This is a genomic window from Pandoraea vervacti, assembly GCF_000934605.2.
In the GTDB taxonomy this organism is placed as follows: Bacteria; Pseudomonadota; Gammaproteobacteria; order Burkholderiales; family Burkholderiaceae; genus Pandoraea; species Pandoraea vervacti.
Map to the genome: position 1 here is coordinate 3,993,808 of NZ_CP010897.2, position 19,282 is coordinate 4,013,089.

The window sequence follows — 19,282 nt, forward strand, 5'->3', positions numbered from 1 at the left end:
CTCGCACGATCTATCTACTTATAGATAGATAAGCTACCCCAAATAAACGGGAGACGCGCTCCCGCAGTGATGCTGTCTTCATAACTCTGCCCACGTGCGCTGCCCACATGGGGCTAACCACACGAGGCTGCCAACCGGCTGCGGCTTCAAGCTACGCCGCACACCGACGCGACCACATCCTCCAGCCTCGATGGCGCCCGGAACAATCGGGATGCCATCACACTGCCCTGAAACCCGGCAAACAGCGCACGGGCCGTCGCCTCGGGCGGCGACGTGAGTTTCAGCGTCCCTTCCGCCTCGCCCTGCGTGAGCACACGTGTGAGCCACGCTTCGTGGTACGCGAAGAATTGCTGTACGGCCACGCGCACCGTTTCCGGCAATGTTTCGATGTCGGCCGCGAGCATGCCGCACAAACAAATCCGGTGACCGTCCTCGACGATGCGCCCAAACCCCTGCGAGTACCGCGCCAGCTTTTCCGGTGCGGACAATGACCCGTCGATCTGTGCGAGCCCTTCGCCGATGAAAGCGTCGTAAGCCTTGATCGCTTCGAGCACCAGATCTTCCTTTGCGGGGAAGTAGTAATGGATGCTCGATGTCTTCACCCCGACGCGCTCGGCCAGATCCCGGTAACTGAAGCCGTTATAGCCTCGCGTCATGAGGAACGTCTGCGCCTGCGTGAGCAGTTGCTCTCTGACGGTTGGTGCAGCGGGCGATGTCGTGGTGCGGTTCATGTGACGAACTTTATCTATCAGTAGATAGATAGTCAAGCGTATTTTTCGAAGCGTCGATGGATTTTTTCGATGGCGTCGATAGCCGAGCGGCCGCCGCAATCGAAACAGCGGCCCGAAGGCCGCTGCTCAAGCTCACGCACGGTGCCCCCGGCACACGATCAGAAGTCGATCTTCGCGTTCAGGCTGACCATGCGCGGGTCGGCCGGCTTGATGTAGTTGTCGTACTGGTATTCCCAGTACTTGCGGTTGGTGAGGTTGCTCACGGCAGCACGCAACGTCACGTCCTTGCCCGACACGCGGGTCCGGTATGTCGCCCCCAGGTTGATCAACGTATAGCCCGACACCGTCAGCGAGTTCTGCGGATTGAGCGCGGTGCGACCGTTGTAACGAATGTCGCCGCCGACGGACAGCCCCGGCACGTACGGAATCTTGTATTCGACGTTACTCGAGAGCACGAAGCGCGGCGCGCCGCCCACGCGATTGCCGTCGAAGCCGCCGGATGTACGGGCGTACCACGCGTCGAGCGCCATGGCGCTCGCGCCCAATGTCCACTGCGGACCCAGCTTGACCGAACCGGCGAGCTCGATGCCCTGGTAGATCGACTGGCCGTCGGCCACGCGCGCGTTGGCGCTGTTCGTGTAGACGGCGCCGCGTTCGATGCGAAAGAGCGCCGCCGTCGTGCTCCACGTCGCCTGCTCCGTCTTCACCCCGACTTCGTACTGACGGCTCTTGAACGGATTGAGCACGGCCCCGGCGTTCGCGTAATTCGAACCGACCACTTCACCGGCCTCGAGCGCTTCCACGTAGCTCACATAAGCGGTCGTGTTCGGCGTGAGCTTGTACATGGCAGCAAGCGTCGGCGTAAAAACACCGTTCGTCGAATACGTCGACACGCCTTGCGCGTTGGTCTGGTCATAGTTCGTAAAGCGGCCGCCGGCCAGCACCGAGAAGCGGTCCGTGATCTGCACGGTGTCCGATGCAAAGACCGACTTCTGTTCGATGGCGCTGGAGCGCTGGGCCTGAAGCGGCGTGCCGTCGCCGTAGAACTGATACGACGTGCCCTGATAGAGGTTGCCGGTATAGGTGGGGCTATAGACGTACGCATAGTCGTTCGTCTGATATTGCGATGCATATCCGAACGTCAGTTGATGCGTCAGCGCTCCGGTGCGGACCTTGCCTTCCGCGCTCACTTGCCACGCATGGAACGTATTGACCTCGTCGCCCAGATCGTTCTGGCCACGGAAGTCGCCCGCCCCGTTGAGCAGATTCAGCGTGGCTTCGTTGCGGTCGCGCGTGGACTTGTTGTAGGCGAAGTTGGCCGACACCTTCCAGTCCGGATTGATCTGATACTGCAGGCCCGTCGTGTAGAACTGCGTGATCGTGTTCAGGTGCGTGGCCTGCGTTTGCAGGTTGGCATTCGATACGTTGATGGGGCCGGGCAACTGGTTGCCGGTGAAGCTGAACGTGGAGAGCGAGGGCGACGTGCCCGTGGCGCGGCGGTCCTGATACATCGCGCCGAAGTTCCACGTGAGGTCGGGCGTGATGCGTGCGTCCAGCGCCACGGAGACCGTATCGCGGTTGAGGTTGCCGTCGGTATACGTGCGCCCTTCCTCGTGCGTGTAGTTCAGTCGCCCACCGAACATGTCGTTGGGACCGGCGCGACCGCCGAGATCGACGTGCTCGCGCCAGATGCCTTCGGACTGGAAGCCCACGTCGACGCTTGCCACACGCTCGTCCGTCGGCTTCTTCGTCACGTAGTTCACCACGCCGCCCGGCGCGACGAAACCGTACATGAAGCCCGAGAGCCCCTTGAGCAATTCCACGCGGTCGAACTGTTCGTACGGCATGGTCACGCCGTAGGTCATGACAGGCATGCCGTCGAGCTTGAAGCCCGATTGCCAGTCGATGGGCATGCCACGGACATAGATGTAGCCGGCCCATGCGTCGAAGGCATTGCTGCCGTCGGTCACGGAGGCGTCCGTCACGAACACGTCGCCAAGCTTGGCCGGTTGACGCTGTTCCAGTTGCTCCTGGCTGACCACCGTCGTCGAGAACGGCGTGTCGAGCTGGCTGCGCGAACCCAGCGCGCCGGCCTGTACCGATTGCTTCAGATTCTGCGGCGTCTCGCGCAGCGCCGAGTCCGTCACCGTGGTGGCCTTGAGCGTCGCGGGTGCTGCGGTATCGACGGGGGACGCGCTACCGGTGGTGCCGGTGCTGCCGGCAGTCCCGGCAGCTTCGGCGGACGGCTGCGCAAAGACCGGCGCAGCGCCCACAGCAGTGAAGGTCAGGAAGGCGGCAAGCGCGAGCGGGCGCGCAGCGAGACGGCCAGCCGCAGTGCGGCGAGCCCGGTAAGCCGGAACAAACGACATGCTTGAAACCCCGTGTGTCTAGAGAAACCACTTATTTAATGAGAATCGTTAACGTTCTCATTCACAGGTTCGGGATATTAGCAAACCGTCGCCGCCCGTCAACAAATGTTGTCATCCGCTGGCACGGACAACACCGAAATACAACATTTCCGTCTATATGAACGCCTCCCGTTTGCGACGGTTTTTCGCGTGCTCTGACTGCGACAGGATGGGTTGCAGCTTTATATCCGGGCTTGTTGCAGCCTGATACGCTGCGGCCCACCATGAAATCCGCGGACCCGCACCTCATTTCCTTAGCGAGCTCGAAGCTCATCCGAAAATTCAGGTTTAGCGAGTCCTGGTCCGACCTGTCTTGTCATTACATACGATTGCCAGCGCAACCTTTCGACGTGTCATCCTGTAAAAATTAATCGTCGTGCTACCCAGCGCTCATCGGTTAAACCGGCTTCACGCTCACGTAACCCCGTTCGTACTGCCTGTCGTGCGCCAGGATCGCCCAGATCGTGCGGGCAATCCTGTTGGCCTGAGCCACGATTGCGACGTTTAGCGGTCGCCGCTTTTTGATTCCTTCGGCCCACGGCCCTGGCTCTTTCGCCAGACACAGCACGCTGCGCGCACCGTGGATCAACAGCTTGCGTAGGTATATATCGCCTCGCTTACTGATTCCGTGCAGATGCACCTTGCCACCCGTACCCGTTTGCCTCGGAACCAATCCAATCCAAGCCGCGAACTCTCGCCCAGATTTGAACGTCTTCGCATCGCCTATCGTCGCAACAGCCGCCGTCGCCGTCAGCAGACCAACGCCCGGTATCGCCGCAATCGCTTTGCTCGCTTTGTCCTCTCTCATCCACGTCTGCAGACGTCGCTCGATGCTCGCAATCTGTTTATCTAGCTCCGCCAACCCGTTCCATTGCTCGCGCAACGTGTCGATCAGAATCGCCGGCAGACGATCGACCAGTCGCTCCAGTACACCAGGGATCGCCTTATCGAGCGCAGCCCGGCCTTTGCCCGTCACTTCGCCGTACTCGGCAAGCAGGCCGCGCAAGCCGTTGATCTGCATTGTGCGGAACTTCACCAACTGTTCGCGCATCCGGTGCAGTCCCAGTACCGCCTGTTGTGTTTCCGTCTTTACCGCAACCGATTTGCCTGCATGCTGCACGGCTAGCCAGATGGCTTTCGCGTCGGCTGCGTCGTTTTTGTTGCCCATCACAAACGCCTTCACAAATTTCCCCGGCATCAGCTTCACCTCGTGGCCCATCGTCGTGAGCTTGCGGGCCCAGTGCTGTGAGCCACCGCACGCCTCCATCCCGATCAGGCACGGAGCCAAATTCGCGAAGTGTTCGAGAAACGCGCCCCGTCTCACCGGTTTGTTCACGATTTCGCCCGTCTCTGCGTCGATGTAATGGAGCTGCATCACGTTCTTTGCAATGTCCACACCCACTGTCGTATGCTTCATTTCGGAGCCTCCGGTTTGCTAGGAAAACCTCTATGGTCTTCCATCTGGGCACTCTGATGCCGTTGGCCCGTGAGGCTCCGCCTTCGATTCCTTTCTGCTGGCTCCTACCGCTCACGGGTGGGAGGCGTTCATATCATTTCCTTACACGCTTCGCCCCCCCGGGCGGGACGCGGCGACGCCAATTCGGCCCGGTTTTGAAGATCCTTGTGGCCCCCGCACCGACAACGCAGCCAAATAGGCTAATATCGCGGCACTGTCGCCTACCGAGCGGCTAATCGAACGGAACGCCGACCCTTATCCGGGGTGCGCGCGTAGTGTGGTATGGAACTCGACGCCATTGATTTGAAGATTTTGCGGGAGCTGCAAGCCGACGCCCGCCTCACCAACGTGGAACTCGCCTCGCGGGTCAATTTGTCGCCCTCACCGTGTCTCGCGCGCGTCAAGGCGCTCGAGACAGCCGGTTATATCCGTCAGCGCGTGACGCTGCTCGATCCGTCCCGCCTCGGGCTGCACATTAACGTCTTCATCCACGTCACGCTGGAAAACCAGAACCGCGACGGGCTGGACGCCTTCGAAGCCGCCGTAACCGCGCTGCCCAACGTCATGGAGTGTTACCTGATGTCGGGCGACGCCGACTATCTGCTGCGCGTCATGGTCAGCGACATGGCCGCATACGAAACGCTCATTACCGATCGTATCTCGCGCATTCCGGGCATCCGGAACATTCGTTCGAGCTTCGCGCTCAAGCAGGTCATGTACACCACGGCCGTGCCGGTGCCCGGCCACGACGGCGCCGGCGGCCCGGGCGGCCCCGACAGCACGGGCGATGCCTGAGGCGTCTCGCGCTGTCACGCCCCCGACCGCGCCGGGCGGCGCGAGTCAGCAGGTCGCGCTGCATGTGGCGGCGATGCTGTTTGGCGCGTCGGCCCTGTTCGGCGAACACATTGCCGCAAGCAGCACGCTGATCGTCTTCGGACGCGGACTGTTTTCGTGGCTCGCGCTTACCGTGATTGCGCTCGCCGGTGTGGCCGGATTACGAGGCGTCGCGCGACTCTCGGGGGGCGCGCCGTGGCATGGCCTACCGGTGCGCTCAGCAGCCCGTCTGATGGTCGCCGGTGGATGGCTCGCGATGCACTGGCTCGCCTTCTTTCTCGCGATCAAGGCCGGGGGCGTTGCCGTCGGCACGCTGGGATTCGCATGCTTCCCGGCGTTCGTGATCCTGATGGAGTGGCCACTACGCCGGGAACGCCCCTCGTTGGGAGACGCCGGCGTGATCGCGCTCGTTTGCCTGGGACTTGCGCTCGTCACACCGGCGTTCGACTGGCAGGCGGGCGCAACGCTCGGGCTGGCGTGGGGCGTGCTCTCGGGGGCGCTTTATGCCGTCATCGCGCTGTCGAACCGGGTGCTTGGCGCGCAGGCGTCGCCATTGCAGGCGAGTTGGTGGCAATGCCTGGGCATTCTTGTCGTGCTCGGTCCGTTCTCCTGGCGTGAGGCGCTCGCCTTGCCCGGCGTACAGTGGGGGTGGCTCGCTTGTCTGGGCGTCGTTTGCACGGCACTCGCCTACACCCTCTTCATTCACGCACTGCGCGCCGTCAAAGCCAGTCAGGCCGCCGTGGTGATTGCGCTCGAACCGGTCTACGCGATCGCCTTCGCATGGGTATTGTTCGGTACCGCCCCGACGCTCAAGATGGCGATCGGCGGCGTGTGCATCGTCGGCGCCGTTGCCTGGTCCGGCTCGATGCGCTCGCGCCGCCCGGCTCACTGAGCGCCTCGCGCGCGATGCAGGCAACCTCTCAGAGGAACATGCCGCCCGATGCTTCGATGCGCTGGCCATTGATCCAGCCCGTCTCGTCGCTCAGCAACGCCGCCACGGCACCGCCGATATCATCGGCTTCGCCCACGCGCCCCAACCCGGTATTGCTCGCGACCATTTGATGGACGCCCTGGTTGTCGCGCACCGTGCCGCCATTGAAGTCCGTGGCGATGGCGCCCGGGGCGATCGTGTTGGCCCGAATGCCGCGTGCGCCCAGTTCCTTCGCGAGATAACGCGAGAACACCTCGATGCCGCCCTTCATCATGGCGTACGCCGAGGCATTCGGCAGCGTGAAGCGCGCCAGCCCGCTCGACACGTTCAGAATGCGTCCGCCGTCGGCGATCATCGGCAGCAAGGTCTGCGTGAGGAAGAACGGCCCCTTCAGGTGTAGCTTCACCAGAAAGTCGAACTCGTCTTCCGTCGTCTCGATAATCGACTTGTGCAGCCCCGTGCCTGCGTTGTTCACGAGGAAGTCGAATGTGTCGCGTTGCCACACCTCCCCGAGCCGGCGTTTGACGTCGGCGGCGAACGGGGCGAACTGGGTCGAGTCCGAGGCGTCCAGCGCAAGTGCCACGGCCTTCGCGCCCATTCGCGTGATCTCGGCGACCACCGCTTCGGCTTCGGCACGCTGGCTGCGGTAAGTGAGGATGACGTCCGTACCTCGTTGCGCCACGGCCAGTGCCGAAGCGCGGCCAAGGCCGCGGCTGCCGCCGGTAATGAGCGCGATCTTGCGGGTCATGGTGATTCTCCTGAATGCGGGTTGCGTTGGGCGCCACAGGTCGGTGCCGCCTTCGTTGAACACATCGGACGGCCACTCGGGCCATCGATCTCGTCTGCCGCGGCTGTCTGCGCTCGTCGGGGACCGCCGGACGGGGCGCTCACCTCAAATGTCGCGGTATGTTCAACATGCTATTGCATCGAATTTCACCAATAAATCCATCGAATCTGATTGCACTGATCAAATTCCAATAACAATGACGCATCCGGTCCCACGGATTGCCTGCTTGCCGCCATGCATCAGATCGACGCCATGCGCATCTTCGTGCGCGTTACCGAGACCGGCAGTTTCACCCAGGCGGCCGACAGCCTTGGCCTGCCGCGCGCCAGCGTGTCCAACGCCATCAAGCAACTCGAAACGAAACTGGGCACGCGCTTGCTGCACCGGACCACGCGCCGCGTGCAACTCACGCAGGACGGACAGGCGTGTCTCGAGCGCTGCAAGGACCTGCTCGCCGACATGGAAGAGTGGGAGACGATGTTCGTGCCGCGCGGCGAGGCGCTGACGGGACGGCTACGTGTGGACCTGCCGGCAACGCTTGCGCGCACGACCGTCATCCCGCAGTTGCCGACGTTCCTGGCGCAGCATCCCGCGCTGCGCGTGGAACTGTCGAGCACCGACCGGCGCGTCGATCTCGTGCGCGAAGGGTTCGATTGCGTGCTGCGCGTGGGAGCAGTTGCCGATTCGACGTTGATCGCCCGACCGCTCGGCCATATGCGTCAGATCAACGTGGCCAGTCCGGCGTACCTCGAGCGCTACGGCGTGCCTACCAAGTTGCAAGACCTCAGCGCACACCGCCTGATTCACTACACCACGACGCTGGGCACCCGTCCGACAGGCTGGGAGTACCACGACGGCGAGCGTTACACGCAATGGCCGATGGACGGCGTGCTCGCGGTCAATAACGCCGATGCCTATCAGGCGGCGTGCCTTGCCGGACTCGGCCTGATTCAGGCGCCGGAAGGCGGCGTGCGCGCCCTGCTTGCCGATGGCGCACTGCGCGAGGTGATGCCCGAGTTTCAGGCCGAGCCGCTGGCCGTATCCCTGCTCTACGCCAACCGCCGACATCTGCCGCGCCGCGTGCAGGCTTTCATGAACTGGCTTGCGGATTTGCTGACGCCTCGCCTGACGACATTCGGCGGCGACCCGGCCACGCGTCGATGACATCGGTGCGGTTGGCAAACGTTTAGCGAACGTCTACAGCCCCTGCTCGACCATGGCAACGAGTCGTTGCCCCAGCGCGTCGACCTGGGCATCGGGCAAATCGCGCAACGGGCCGTCGATGACGAGCACCGACAGACCGTGCACGGCCGCCCACGCCAGGTACTCCGCGCCGGGTCGCTGCGTCGCATCGATGATGCCCGCCTCGACCATACCGTCGAGCGCAGCCCCGAGCAGTTCGAACGGATTCAGTCCGCTCGCCCCGGCCTTCTCGGGACCACCGGCCGAGCGCACATTCTCCGAAGGTGCAAACGCCGTGCGGAACAACCCGGGCTGACGTCGCGCGAAATGCAGATAGCCGATACCCACCGCTCGCAGCACGGCGCGCGAACGTGCCTCGCCATCGGGCAGCGAAGTCGCATCGATCATCGCCTGCTCGTGCTCGATGGCCACCGCCAGTTCGGCAAGCGCCGCCGCGCGCACCGCGTCGAGCAAATCCTGACGATTTGCGAAGTGCCGATACGCGGCATTGGGAACGACCCCGGCGCGGCGCGTCGCTTCCCGTAGGATCACGGCATCCGGACCGCCGTCGCGCGCCAGCGCAATCCCCGCTTCCAGCAATGCCCGACGCAGGTCACCGTGACGGTATGTCGCGCGCGCCGGGCCGGACGTTGTTTCTTGTTCTGACATGACTACCTCTTGTGGACAGTGTCCATTATGTCTGCTATTGTTTGTGTACACTGTCCACAAAGGCAAGTTGCACTGCGTCATCGGTCCGTGGACCACGTCACATTCGCGACCCGGCAGCATAGGCACTATGGTGTGTCTATGTACCGAGGTATCGACGACGTAGGACCGATGACAGGTTCCTGGCCGGGTGCCGTCACTCCCTAGTCCCCTTCCGGCCCCTTTTGATTCCGACACATCGAGGAGCGCTCCATGCAAGTTCATTCCTATCTGTTTTTCGAAGGCCGTTGTGAAGAAGCGATCGATTTTTATGTCAAGACGCTGGGCGCGAAGCCCGGCATGCTGATGCGGTATGGCGAAAGCCCGGAGTCTTGCCCCGAAGGCATGCTGCCGCCGGGCAGCGAAAACAAGATCATGCATGGGGAGTTCTTCATCGGCGAATCGATGGTGATGGGCTCCGATGGCATGGTGAGCGGCAAGCCGAAGTTCGACGGCTTCGCGCTGTCGGTGGATTTCACTGAAGTCGCCGCCGCCGAAAAGGCGTTTCACGCACTGGCCGAAGGCGGCGAGATCAACATGCCGCTGGGCGAAACCTTCTTCGCCAAAACGTTCGGTATGGTCAAGGACCGCTTCGGCATGAACTGGATGGTGATCGTGCCCAAGGAAATGCCCAAGGGCTAAGGCGCAGGCGCGGGGATGTTCGGCTGCGGGACACCGCGCCGAAGCACGCCGAAGCATGCGGGATCGGGATCGACGGCGGTCCCGACGCCCGCTTTTTTTGCGCCGCCCAACGTGTCCGACAAGTTCGTCACGCCTGTGCTATCGTCGCCGCCATGCCATCCGTGATCTCAATCAAAAATCTGTCGAAGACGTACGCGACAGGTTTCCAGGCGCTCAAGAACATCGACCTGGAAATCCAGCGCGGCGAGATCTTCGCCCTGCTCGGCCCGAACGGCGCCGGCAAAACGACCCTCATCAGCATCATCTGCGGCATCGTGCGTCCCAGCGAAGGCGCAGTCACCGTCGACGGACACGACATCGTCACGGACTATCGTGCCGCGCGTGAAGCCATCGGCCTCGTTCCGCAGGAACTGACCACCGATTCGTTCGAATCGGTGTGGGCCACCGTCTCGTTCTCGCGCGGCCTGTTCGGCAAGCCGGCGAATCCCGCGTATATCGAAAAGGTGCTGCGCTCGCTCTCGCTCTGGGAGAAGAAGGACAGCCGCATCATGCAACTGTCGGGCGGCATGAAGCGACGCGTGCTGATCGCCAAGGCGCTCTCGCATGAGCCGCGCGTGCTGTTTCTCGACGAGCCGACCGCCGGTGTCGATGTGGAGTTGCGCCGCGACATGTGGCGTCTCGTGCAATCGCTGCGCGAGACCGGCGTAACGGTGATCCTCACCACGCACTACATCGAAGAAGCCGAGGAAATGGCCGACCGTGTGGGCATCATTACCGGCGGGCAGATCACGCTCGTGCAGGAAAAGACCGAACTGATGCGCCATATGGGCAGCAAGCAGCTTTCGCTGCAACTGACCGAGCCGATCCCTGCAGTGCCCGAGGCGCTTGCCGGTTACGGCCTCACGCTCAGTGAGAACGGTAGCGAACTCGTGCTCACCTACGACGCCAATATCGAGCAGACGTCCATTGCCGCATTGCTGCGCGACATGGAGCGCGCCGGTATTTCGGTCAAGGACCTGCACACGACGCAAAGCTCGCTCGAAGACATCTTCGTCTCGCTCGTGCACAAGAAAGAAGGATGAGCCGCGCCATGAATCTTTACGCCGTCAGGGCGATTTACAACTTCGAGATGGCGCGCACGCGTCGCACGCTGATGCAGAGCATCATCTCCCCGGTCATCTCGACCTCGCTGTACTTTGTGGTGTTCGGCGCGGCCATCGGTTCGCGCATTCCGGAAATCGAAGGCGTGCCTTACGGCGCGTTCATCGTGCCGGGCCTCATCATGCTCTCGCTGCTCACGCAAAGCGTGACGAACGCCTCGTTCGGCATCTACTTTCCTCGCTTCACCGGCACGATCTACGAGGTGTTGTCGGCCCCTGTGTCGTACATGGAAATCGTGTGCGCCTATGTGGGCGCCGCAGCCACGAAATCGATCATTCTCGGGGTCATCATGCTCGGCACGGCCGCCCTGTTCGTGCCGTTGCGCATCGAGCACCCGATCTGGATGATTTTCTTTCTGGTGCTCACGGCGGTCACGTTCAGCCTGCTCGGCTTCATTATCGGGATCTGGGCGGATGGCTTCGAGAAGTTGCAACTCGTGCCGCTGCTCATCATCACACCGCTCACGTTCCTCGGCGGCAGCTTCTATTCGACGAGCATCCTGCCGCCGTTCTGGCGCGCGGTCACCCTGTTCAATCCGGTCGTGTATCTCATCAGCGGCTTTCGCTGGAGCTTCTACGGACTGGCGGACGTGAGCGTTGCCGTAAGTCTCGGCATGACGCTGCTGTTCCTCGCGATCTTCCTCGCCATCGTGGCGTGGATGTTCAAGACGGGCTACCGACTCAAGAACTGACGCCTCATGATCGCGCCGGGGTCGCCCGGCGCGGTTCCTTGCCTCATCCCTCATACCGTTGCCGTACGCCATATGAGCGCCATATGAGCGCCTATGAGCGCCTATGAGCGACACATGAGCAGCATTTCAGCGGTATTTCGGCAGCATCTCGGTGTTACCTCCCAGTCGTCACACCGGCGGCGTCTCGCGAAACGCCGGCAAGGCTTCGGCCTGCGCCGAAAACTTTTCGATCTCCGGAAAGTCGCGGCTGAAATCGATTTCCGGCAGCATCATTTGATGGAAACGCCACGCCACGGCGATCGTGACGCCGTGCTCGCCAATCTGATCGGGCGTTGCCACGACCGGCACTTGCGCCAGTTCCTTTTCCAACGCATGAAACGCCGCATGGACCTGCGTGCGCACGCGGTCTGTCCACGGCGCATGGCGCTTTTCGCTCGGGCGCAGTTCACGCTCGTACACGAGTTGCACGGACTTCTCGCATGCCGCGAGCGCCAGTCCGCTCAAACGCAGCGAGCGCACATGCGCCGCCGGCTCGACAGGCACCAGCCGCTGCGCAGGATCGACCCGCGATTCGAGGTATTGCAGGATCAGCGTGGAGTCCATCAGCACCGTACCGTCGTCGGTCACGAGCGTGGGCGCCTTCACGACAGGGTTGATGCCGGCGAACTCGTCGAACGTCCGGAATACGGACAACGGACGGTGCTCGAAAGGCAGGCCCAGCAACTTCAGACAAATCGCGACACGGCGAACATACGGGGAATCCAGCATTCCTATCAACTGCATCTCTTTTCTCCTTGTTATGGCGCTTGTGGACGGCTTTGGGACGGCTTGTAGACGGCTTGTAGACGGCTTGTTACCGGCTGGCAACCGGTTTCGCCGATGATACATGACGGGTAGAATGGATCGCATGGCCGATTCGACAGGGAGACGTTTCATGAACATCCTGATGGTTCTGACCTCGCACGACCGCCTCGGCGACACGGGCAAGAAGACCGGCTTCTGGCTCGAAGAATTCGCCTCGCCTTACTACGTGTTCATCGACGAAGGGCTTGCCGTGACGCTCGCATCGCCCGCCGGCGGCCAACCGCCGCTCGACCCGAAGAGCGACGAGCCCGACGCCCAGACGGAAGCCACCCGACGCTTTCGCGACGACACGGAAGCCAAGACGGCGCTTGCCAACACGCTCAGGCTCGCGGACGTCAACGCCGACGACTACGACGCCGTCTTCTACCCTGGCGGCCACGGCCCGCTCTGGGATCTGGCGCAAGACCCGCACTCCATTCATCTGATCGAAGCCTTTGAGCGCGCAGGCAAGCCCATCGGTTTCGTCTGCCACGCGCCGGGGGTGCTGCGTCAGGTGCGCGCGGCCAATGGCGAGCCGCTCGTGCGCGGACGCCATGTCACCGGCTTCACCAACGATGAAGAAGCGGCCGTCGGCCTGACCGACGTGGTGCCGTTTCTGGTCGAGGACGAACTCAGGCGTCTGGGCGGCCTGTATGAGAAGGCAGGCAACTGGGAATCGCACGTCGTCGGCGACGGGCGCCTCGTGACGGGTCAGAATCCGGCGTCTTCGGAAGAGGCGGCGCGCACGGTGCTCGCGATGATGGAGCCGCGTCTGCCATGAGACAACCCTCGGCAGCCGTGGACATCCGGCGCCTCGTTCCCACCGACGCGCTTGCGTTTCAGGCGCTGCGTCTCGCGGGATTGCAAGCGCACCCGGAAGCGTTCGGATCGAGCTACGAGGAGGAGAAAGACTGGCCCCTCGAGCGCGTGCGCGAATGGCTGATCGCGCGCCCGGACGCCGGCGTGTTCGGCGCCTTCGAAGACGAACGGCTCATCGGGGTGCTCGGGCTGGGACGTCAAACCCGCAGAAACTTCGCGCATGTGGGCTTTCTATGGGGCATGTACGTTCATGCGAGCGCCAGGGGGCGAGGCGTCGGGCGCAGGCTGCTCGAAGCCGCGCTCGCCCTTGCACGCTCGCAGCCCGGACTGCGCCACGTCACCTTGCAGGTCAACGCCGACAATCGCGCGGCCATCGCCCTGTATCAGTCGTTCGGCTTCGTCGAAATCGGGCGCGAGCCGGATGCCATGCGCGTGGGCAACGGCTTTTGCGACGACATCCGCATGTACCTGCCGATCGCCACGCATTAACCTCAGCGCAGGCTACCGGCCCAGTGCGTCGGCGAAAGCACCAAAGGCGGCAGCGACGAGGCATTCACCGTCGCTGCCGCCTTCGTCATTCAAGCGCTCGCACGCGCCTTGCGGGCGTCACACGGACTGCATCTCGAACGGCCCCAGGTAATCCGTCTTGCCGACTTCCACACCTTGCGCACGCAACAGGTCATGCGTGGTCGTCACGTGGAAATAAAAGTTCGGCAACGCAAACTTGAACAGGTAATCGACGGCATCCATCGTGGTCTGATATGCCTTGAACTTCAACGTGATCTGGCGCGACTCGGCACCGTCGAAGCGGTCTTCCAGGATGCCAGCGACGAAGGCTTCCGTGTTCGCGATGCGATCGCGCAGCTGATCGAACGTCGTTTCGTTGTCTTCGAACTTCGGCGCCTCCACACCCGTCAGACGCGCCACCGCGAATTTCGCCGTATCGCTCACGCGCTGGATCTGCCCGATGAAATCGAGCATGTCCGGCGCCAGTCTGGCCTTGAGAATCGAATCCGGATCGACGGATCTGGCTTCGCAATGCGCGCGAGCCTTCTTGATGTAGTCGGCCATGACGGTCAGGCCGCGCAGATACACGGGAATGGTGGCGCGATAAAGGGAAATCGACATCGGGAACTCCTCGAAGGTGGCATAGCACGCAGCACGCGGGGGCGTGTCACGCATCCATGCTATCAGCGCCCTCAAATTCCTGCCGGGCAACGAAGCGATTCCTGAAATACAAGTGGGCTTCCTCTAGGGAAAATCCTATCGTTCGCGATGGGACATCGCTTTGCAAGTCCGGCTCCGAACGTCTCCCGAAACCCCCAACCCCTCAAACCCGGAAAAGGATCCTGCTGTATGACGAGTCCGCTGACCCTCATCTCACCGAACGGCAACCATACGCGCTCGTTGAGCGACGAGACGATCGAGAAGTGCATGTTCGCCGCTAACGAGAAGTCGCTGGACAGCCTCTGGAGCCGCGTAAAGGATTACTTTCTCGGCACCCACAAAAGCGACGTCAAGCATGCGATCTACACGCTGGCCAACGCCACCGAATTCAGCGATCAGGCCAAGGCATTCAATGTGGTGGTGAGTTGCATCGATCCGGGCGATCTCCATCGCGTGTCGTGGATGCTCGACGCCAACAAGGTCGTGGGCTTTCAGATCGGCGAGAACCACTTCCCTGCGACCAGCGATACGCAGGATTTCATGAAAGACGTCATGCCATTGAATCTCGATGCGATGTGCCGCTTGTTGCGCACGATTCGCGTCGGAGAGTTTCAGGCACTGGCAACGCCGGAGCATTTCGGTCTGAACATCGATCAGGTCACGAGCTCTCCGAAAAGCGACGAATTCCTATACGAAATGCAGGCACGCGACGCAGAAATGAGAGGCCTGCCGGCCTTGCGCGACACGCTGCAAGTCATCGGTCTGCATCGCGAAACGCCGGAGGACGTCGCCGACAAGCTCAAGGAGCAGTTCTCACAATCGCGACCGGTGTTGTTTGGGGGACGGATGATGGCCAACGTGGTGAACCTGGTTCGCCTGACCCGGGCAATGAGCGATCGCCACTGAGGCACAGCGCTCAGGACCGAAATCGTGCGATCGCCCCCATCCATCGCCCCCCCAATACGCAACATGAAAAGCCAAAGGAGATAACCCGATGTCAGTATCACCGGCAACGCCCTCGATCGGTCTGCTCGGTCTTGTGCCGCGCAGCCTCAGCGCGGACACCGTCGCAGCGTGCACGAAGAACGACATTCAATACCAGTTGAATACGTTGTGGGAGCGGATCAAGGACTGGTTTCTCGGCACGCACAAAGTCGCCGCCACCACAGCCATCCATACGATGGCGACGACGACCTCGGTCAGTGCGCAGATCGGCGCTTTCCTCGATCTGATCGGCCATGTCAGGCCGGAGCATCGCGATCAGTTGAAGTGGTGTGCCGGAGAAGGCGAAGCCCCCTACTTCATGATCGGCGACACCGTGATTGCGTCGGCGAAGGACTGGTCGGCGCGCACACCGATGGAGCTAAGCCCGCCGGACATGGCCCGAATGCTGCTCGCTACCCATCACCGCGAAACGCCGCTGCTGCTGACGTTCCTCCAGATCGATGTGAGCGCCGCCCCGCAAGCGCGCGCGACCATAACGCCGGAGGACGAAGACGACGTCGTGTACGTCGACATGGACGCCCATACCGACTTTCTTCGCGACGCCCCGCTGCTCAGGGACGCGCTGGAGTTCATCGGCATGCACCGCAACGACGAAGACTTCAAAATGTCTCGCGGTCTCGGCAATGAGGTCGCGGCCCAGTGGCAATCGATGGGGCTTTACCTCGTCGAATCCGCCGAGGGCGAGCCTACGGAGGGCGCCGACACCATGGGCGGTATGGCGCAAAACGTGATGGTCGTGACGACCGACCTGTTCCACGAGCATCAGCAAATGAAGCGCAATGCCACACAGGGCATTGGTGGAAGCGGTTCGATGCGATCGCGCTCATGACACCTTCGACGCCGACCGAATCTCCCCGTCCGTAATCTCAAGGAGCCACCGAGATGGCAACTCCCATTCCGAGTATCACGCTCAATCTGAGTGGCGGATACGGCTGCATGCTCGACGCAACGACCCTCGAGAAATGCACAACGACCCACGACGCCGACGCGCTGACCAGTCTCTGGGGCAAGATCAAGGACTGGTTCTTCGGCACGCATGCCGAAGCGGCAAAGCGCGCGCTGCATCAATTGGCGCATCCCACGTCGCCAGAGGCGCAGTTCGACGCGTTCGCCAGGTTGCTCGAATACGTTGCGCCACAAGACCGCGGCAAATTGACGTGGCACGTCGAAGAGAACAAGGCGCCATGCTTCAGGGTGGACGACTACTCGTTCGATGCGCCGCAGGACTGGCGTGCCCAGCAATGGACAGAGAAGGCAGCGCCCGACATGGCGCGGTTGTTGTTGTCCCTGCACTATCGGGGCAAGCCCGCCTTGAGTGAGCTGGGCGACACCTGCCTGAACGCGCTTGCCGAACGTGCGATGCGCATGTCCGGCACCGACGATGTCGCGCTGAACGCCGAGACGATATTCGAGTCATTGCGCTGGCAATTACCGGATCTGATTCAGAAACCAGCGCTCATCCATGCGTTGGAGCTCATCGGCATGCAATGGAATGACGAGCGCGATGGGCTGGCCGATAACGTCGAAGAGGCCGTCACGCAGACGCTGCTCAGCGGCATCGACACCTCCGACGAGGACCTGCGCCAGATCGCGGGTGTCGCCGGCGCCTATGCCAACGCGCTGGTGCGTCTGACCACACACATGGTCCGCGATCGCGACGCGTTCATGCGTGTTCGGCTCGCCCTCAATCTGCCGCTCAACACCTCGCAGTCCCACGACCGCATGCCGGTCGGCAGTGTGATCGAAGGTGCTGCCGGAGGGTCGTCGGCGGCGTAGCTGACGCGACGGATCGTCCGTCCTGATCGGCGAGAACGAATGCAATAAGACGTTCGGACAGTGGCCGCATGGCGTCGGCGCGTTGCAGTATGGCGGGTCGACGCGAAGCCCTGCGTCGCGCACAGGTGATATGCTGCATCAGCGTCCAGGGCTTCCCGGTTTTGCGCTGTCTGCCCTGCAAGGGGGCGCAATATCCGCCACGCATGCCGACACAGGAGCCGCCATGGGTACCCCCCGCCACATCCCCTCTGCGACCGAAGCCGCCTCACTCGCCCGCGCGTGGGTCGGTCACTTTTCCAAACCCGCTGCCATCGGCATGACGCTCGCCTTCGTTGCCGGCTATGTCGACGTGGTTGGCTTCATCGCGCTGTTCGGGCTCTTTACGGCCCATGTGACCGGCAACTTCGTCATGATCGGCGTGCAACTCGTGGCAAGCACGCATGTCGGTGTGCTCGCGAAGTTGCTGGCGTTGCCCGTGTTCGTGATCTTCGTTGCGATCGTCAAGGTCATCGTGCAGCGCTTCGCGAACACCGATCGACGTCCGCTGCGACTCCTGCTCGTCGTACAAACGCTGTTGCTGCTGGGATTCATGGTCGTGGGCATGGCGGCGCAGCCGATCGTCTCGGCCGACGCGCCGCTCGCGATCCTCTCCGGTATGTTCGGCGTGGCGGCGCTCGCGATTCAGAATGCTATCGGACGGCTGGTGCTCTCCGATCTCGCCCCCACCACCATCATGACGGGCAACACCACGCAGATCGTGATCGACATGGTCGAGCTGGCGAGCGGGAATTGCGGCGACGGCAGTGCCGCGAAGGCGCGACTGCGCAAGATGCTGCCCGCGTTGGCCGCGTTTGCCGTGGGCGCCGTCTTCGGCGGCTTCGCCTACCACGGCGCCGGGTTCTGGTGTGTGCTGCTGCCCGTCGTGCTGCTCGTCGCGCTCGCGATCGCCAACGAGTAAGGCTGCCGTGGCCGCGCGAGTGGGCGATAATGCGCGTCTTTCACGCTCGCCAACGTTCGCGGGCGCACAGTCGGTGTCCGCCCAGGCCGCGCACCGACGAATTGCCGGCATCGCACTCGCTGCGCGCGGGCGTACACGTCACAGGAATTTGTCATGAAGCTCGATTCACAGTGGGTCCTCGTCACCGGCGGAGCGCGAGGGCTGGGCGCCGCGATCACACGCGCCGTTGCGCATGAAGGCGCCGGTGTCGTCATCAACTATCGGCGCAGCGATGTGGCCGCGCGCGAACTTGTCGATTCGCTCGGCGCACTCGGCCAGCGCGCCATCGCCTTGCAGGCCGATGTGACCGACGCGGCAGCCGTCGCCCGTCTTTTCGCCGAAGCCCGCGAGCGCATCGGCGCGCCGATCGTCTCGGTCGTCAACAATGCGCTGGCCGACTTCCGCTTCGACGGCGACGCACGCCCCAAGCTGGCCGACATCTCGTGGACGCGCTTCGCCCAGCAACTCGAAGGGGCCGTCAAGGGTGCACTCAATACGATGCAGGCGGCCCTGCCGGGAATGCGCGAAGCCGGATTCGGACGCATCGTGAACGTGGGCACCAACCTGTTTCAGAATCCGGTGGTGCCATACCACGATTACACGACCGCCAAGGCCGCCCTGCTCTCGCTCACGCGTACCGCTGCCAACGATCTCGGCCCGGACGGGATTACCGTCAATATGGTCTCGGGCGGCCTGCTGCGCGTGACGGACGCCAGCTCGGCGACGCCCGAAGCCGTGTTCGATCTGATCGCCAGCCTCACGCCGCTGCGCCGGGTCACCACGCCCAAGGAGTTCGCCGATGCGGTGTTGTACTTCCTCAGCCCCTGGGCGCGCGCCGTCACGGGGCAGAACCTCATCGTCGACGGCGGGCTGGTGAAAGGCTGAAGGCGGCAGCGCGCCGCGCCAGACGCGCCTGACGCGCCTGACGCGCCTGACGCGCTGACGCACGGAAGCACGGAAGCACAATAAGGGACGCCGAAAACACCGGCGTCTCTACGCAATGCGCTGAACGCGTCCATGCATTTGCCGGACGCGGTAAAATTGCGACCTTTGTAAGCGCCCGCTTCCGTTTCCGATCCGGCGAAGCCGCGCCCCTCTCTCATCCCCTTCCCCGACATCAGACAGTGACCGCCTCTTCCGCCATCCC

Annotated in this window: 20 protein-coding genes; 13 read left to right on the forward strand and 7 right to left on the reverse strand. The window is 62.7% G+C overall.

Translation table 11 applies throughout. The features are described 5' to 3' along the window. Window positions 1-146: 146 nt before the first annotated feature. From UC34_RS17330 to UC34_RS17340, 3 genes are all read right to left on the reverse strand, one after another. Window positions 147-731 carry a TetR/AcrR family transcriptional regulator gene (locus UC34_RS17330; RefSeq protein ID WP_044456546.1) on the reverse strand — a complete coding sequence of 195 codons (585 nt, stop codon included), beginning with the start codon at window positions 729-731 and terminating at the stop codon, window positions 147-149. A 158-nt stretch (window positions 732-889) separates the two neighbouring features. After that, a complete protein-coding gene (locus UC34_RS17335) occupies window positions 890-3,100 on the reverse strand; it encodes a TonB-dependent siderophore receptor (RefSeq protein ID WP_084070766.1) in 2,211 nt (736 codons plus the stop codon). Window positions 3,101-3,536: 436 nt separating this feature from the next. Continuing rightward, window positions 3,537-4,556, reverse strand: a complete 1,020-nt coding sequence (locus UC34_RS17340) for an IS110 family RNA-guided transposase (RefSeq protein WP_044456547.1) — start codon at window positions 4,554-4,556, stop codon at window positions 3,537-3,539. A 321-nt stretch (window positions 4,557-4,877) separates the two neighbouring features. On the opposite strand from UC34_RS17340, the gene UC34_RS17345 reads away from it, so the two are divergent. Beyond that, window positions 4,878-5,390, forward strand: coding sequence for an Lrp/AsnC family transcriptional regulator (locus tag UC34_RS17345; protein WP_044456548.1), 513 nt, complete (start codon window positions 4,878-4,880; stop codon window positions 5,388-5,390). Beyond that, entirely contained in the window at window positions 5,383-6,321 is a 939-nt protein-coding gene (locus tag UC34_RS17350) for a DMT family transporter (protein WP_044456549.1), read from the forward strand. The genes UC34_RS17345 and UC34_RS17350 overlap by 8 nt, the downstream gene beginning before the upstream one ends. Before the next feature lie 28 nt (window positions 6,322-6,349). Here UC34_RS17350 and UC34_RS17355 read toward each other — a convergent pair whose 3' ends face one another. Then, a complete protein-coding gene (locus UC34_RS17355; protein ID WP_044456550.1) occupies window positions 6,350-7,108 on the reverse strand; it encodes an SDR family NAD(P)-dependent oxidoreductase in 759 nt (252 codons plus the stop codon). 273 nt (window positions 7,109-7,381) lie between these two features. Between UC34_RS17355 and UC34_RS17360 the strand changes: the two genes are divergently transcribed. Continuing rightward, the gene (locus UC34_RS17360) at window positions 7,382-8,311 is read left to right on the forward strand and encodes a LysR family transcriptional regulator (protein ID WP_044456551.1); all 930 of its coding nucleotides are present in this window, start codon (window positions 7,382-7,384) and stop codon (window positions 8,309-8,311) included. Window positions 8,312-8,344: 33 nt separating this feature from the next. Here the strand turns inward: UC34_RS17360 and UC34_RS17365 are convergent, their stop codons facing one another. Continuing rightward, window positions 8,345-8,998 (reverse strand): TetR/AcrR family transcriptional regulator, encoded by a 654-nt coding sequence (locus UC34_RS17365; RefSeq protein ID WP_044456552.1) that lies wholly within the window; start codon window positions 8,996-8,998, stop codon window positions 8,345-8,347. A 249-nt stretch (window positions 8,999-9,247) separates the two neighbouring features. Between UC34_RS17365 and UC34_RS17370 the strand changes: the two genes are divergently transcribed. From UC34_RS17370 to UC34_RS17380, 3 genes are all read left to right on the forward strand, one after another. After that, complete coding sequence (locus UC34_RS17370; RefSeq protein WP_044456554.1) at window positions 9,248-9,676, forward strand: VOC family protein; 429 nt, start codon at window positions 9,248-9,250, stop codon at window positions 9,674-9,676. A 152-nt stretch (window positions 9,677-9,828) separates the two neighbouring features. After that, on the forward strand, window positions 9,829-10,758 hold the full coding sequence (locus UC34_RS17375) for an ABC transporter ATP-binding protein (protein ID WP_044456556.1): 930 nt from the start codon (window positions 9,829-9,831) through the stop codon (window positions 10,756-10,758). Between the two features lie 8 nt (window positions 10,759-10,766). Further along, on the forward strand, window positions 10,767-11,528 hold the full coding sequence (locus UC34_RS17380) for an ABC transporter permease (RefSeq protein WP_044456557.1): 762 nt from the start codon (window positions 10,767-10,769) through the stop codon (window positions 11,526-11,528). 168 nt (window positions 11,529-11,696) lie between these two features. On the opposite strand, the gene UC34_RS17385 is transcribed toward UC34_RS17380, so the two are convergent. After that, window positions 11,697-12,311, reverse strand: a complete 615-nt coding sequence (locus tag UC34_RS17385; protein WP_044456558.1) for a glutathione S-transferase — start codon at window positions 12,309-12,311, stop codon at window positions 11,697-11,699. Between the two features lie 151 nt (window positions 12,312-12,462). Between UC34_RS17385 and UC34_RS17390 the strand changes: the two genes are divergently transcribed. Further along, on the forward strand, window positions 12,463-13,152 hold the full coding sequence (locus UC34_RS17390; RefSeq protein WP_044456559.1) for a type 1 glutamine amidotransferase domain-containing protein: 690 nt from the start codon (window positions 12,463-12,465) through the stop codon (window positions 13,150-13,152). Continuing rightward, on the forward strand, window positions 13,149-13,679 hold the full coding sequence (locus UC34_RS17395) for a GNAT family N-acetyltransferase (RefSeq protein WP_237165137.1): 531 nt from the start codon (window positions 13,149-13,151) through the stop codon (window positions 13,677-13,679). Before UC34_RS17390 ends, UC34_RS17395 begins: the two co-directional genes overlap by 4 nt. A gap of 117 nt (window positions 13,680-13,796) precedes the next feature. Here the strand turns inward: UC34_RS17395 and UC34_RS17400 are convergent, their stop codons facing one another. Further along, entirely contained in the window at window positions 13,797-14,318 is a 522-nt protein-coding gene (locus UC34_RS17400) for a DUF1993 domain-containing protein (RefSeq protein WP_044458332.1), read from the reverse strand. Window positions 14,319-14,546: 228 nt separating this feature from the next. Here UC34_RS17400 and UC34_RS17405 point away from each other — a divergent pair, with 228 nt between their 5' ends. From UC34_RS17405 to UC34_RS17425, 5 genes are all read left to right on the forward strand, one after another. Then, a complete protein-coding gene (locus tag UC34_RS17405; RefSeq protein ID WP_044456561.1) occupies window positions 14,547-15,263 on the forward strand; it encodes a hypothetical protein in 717 nt (238 codons plus the stop codon). Between the two features lie 88 nt (window positions 15,264-15,351). Next, a complete protein-coding gene (locus UC34_RS17410; RefSeq protein WP_044456562.1) occupies window positions 15,352-16,191 on the forward strand; it encodes a hypothetical protein in 840 nt (279 codons plus the stop codon). Window positions 16,192-16,244: 53 nt separating this feature from the next. Then, window positions 16,245-17,138 (forward strand): hypothetical protein, encoded by an 894-nt coding sequence (locus UC34_RS17415; RefSeq protein ID WP_044456563.1) that lies wholly within the window; start codon window positions 16,245-16,247, stop codon window positions 17,136-17,138. A 223-nt stretch (window positions 17,139-17,361) separates the two neighbouring features. Continuing rightward, complete coding sequence (locus UC34_RS17420; RefSeq protein WP_044456564.1) at window positions 17,362-18,096, forward strand: YoaK family protein; 735 nt, start codon at window positions 17,362-17,364, stop codon at window positions 18,094-18,096. Window positions 18,097-18,249: 153 nt separating this feature from the next. Continuing rightward, window positions 18,250-19,020: a 3-oxoacyl-ACP reductase gene (locus UC34_RS17425; RefSeq protein WP_044456565.1), complete on the forward strand. Its 771-nt coding sequence runs from the start codon at window positions 18,250-18,252 to the stop codon at window positions 19,018-19,020. Window positions 19,021-19,282: the final 262 nt, after the last annotated feature.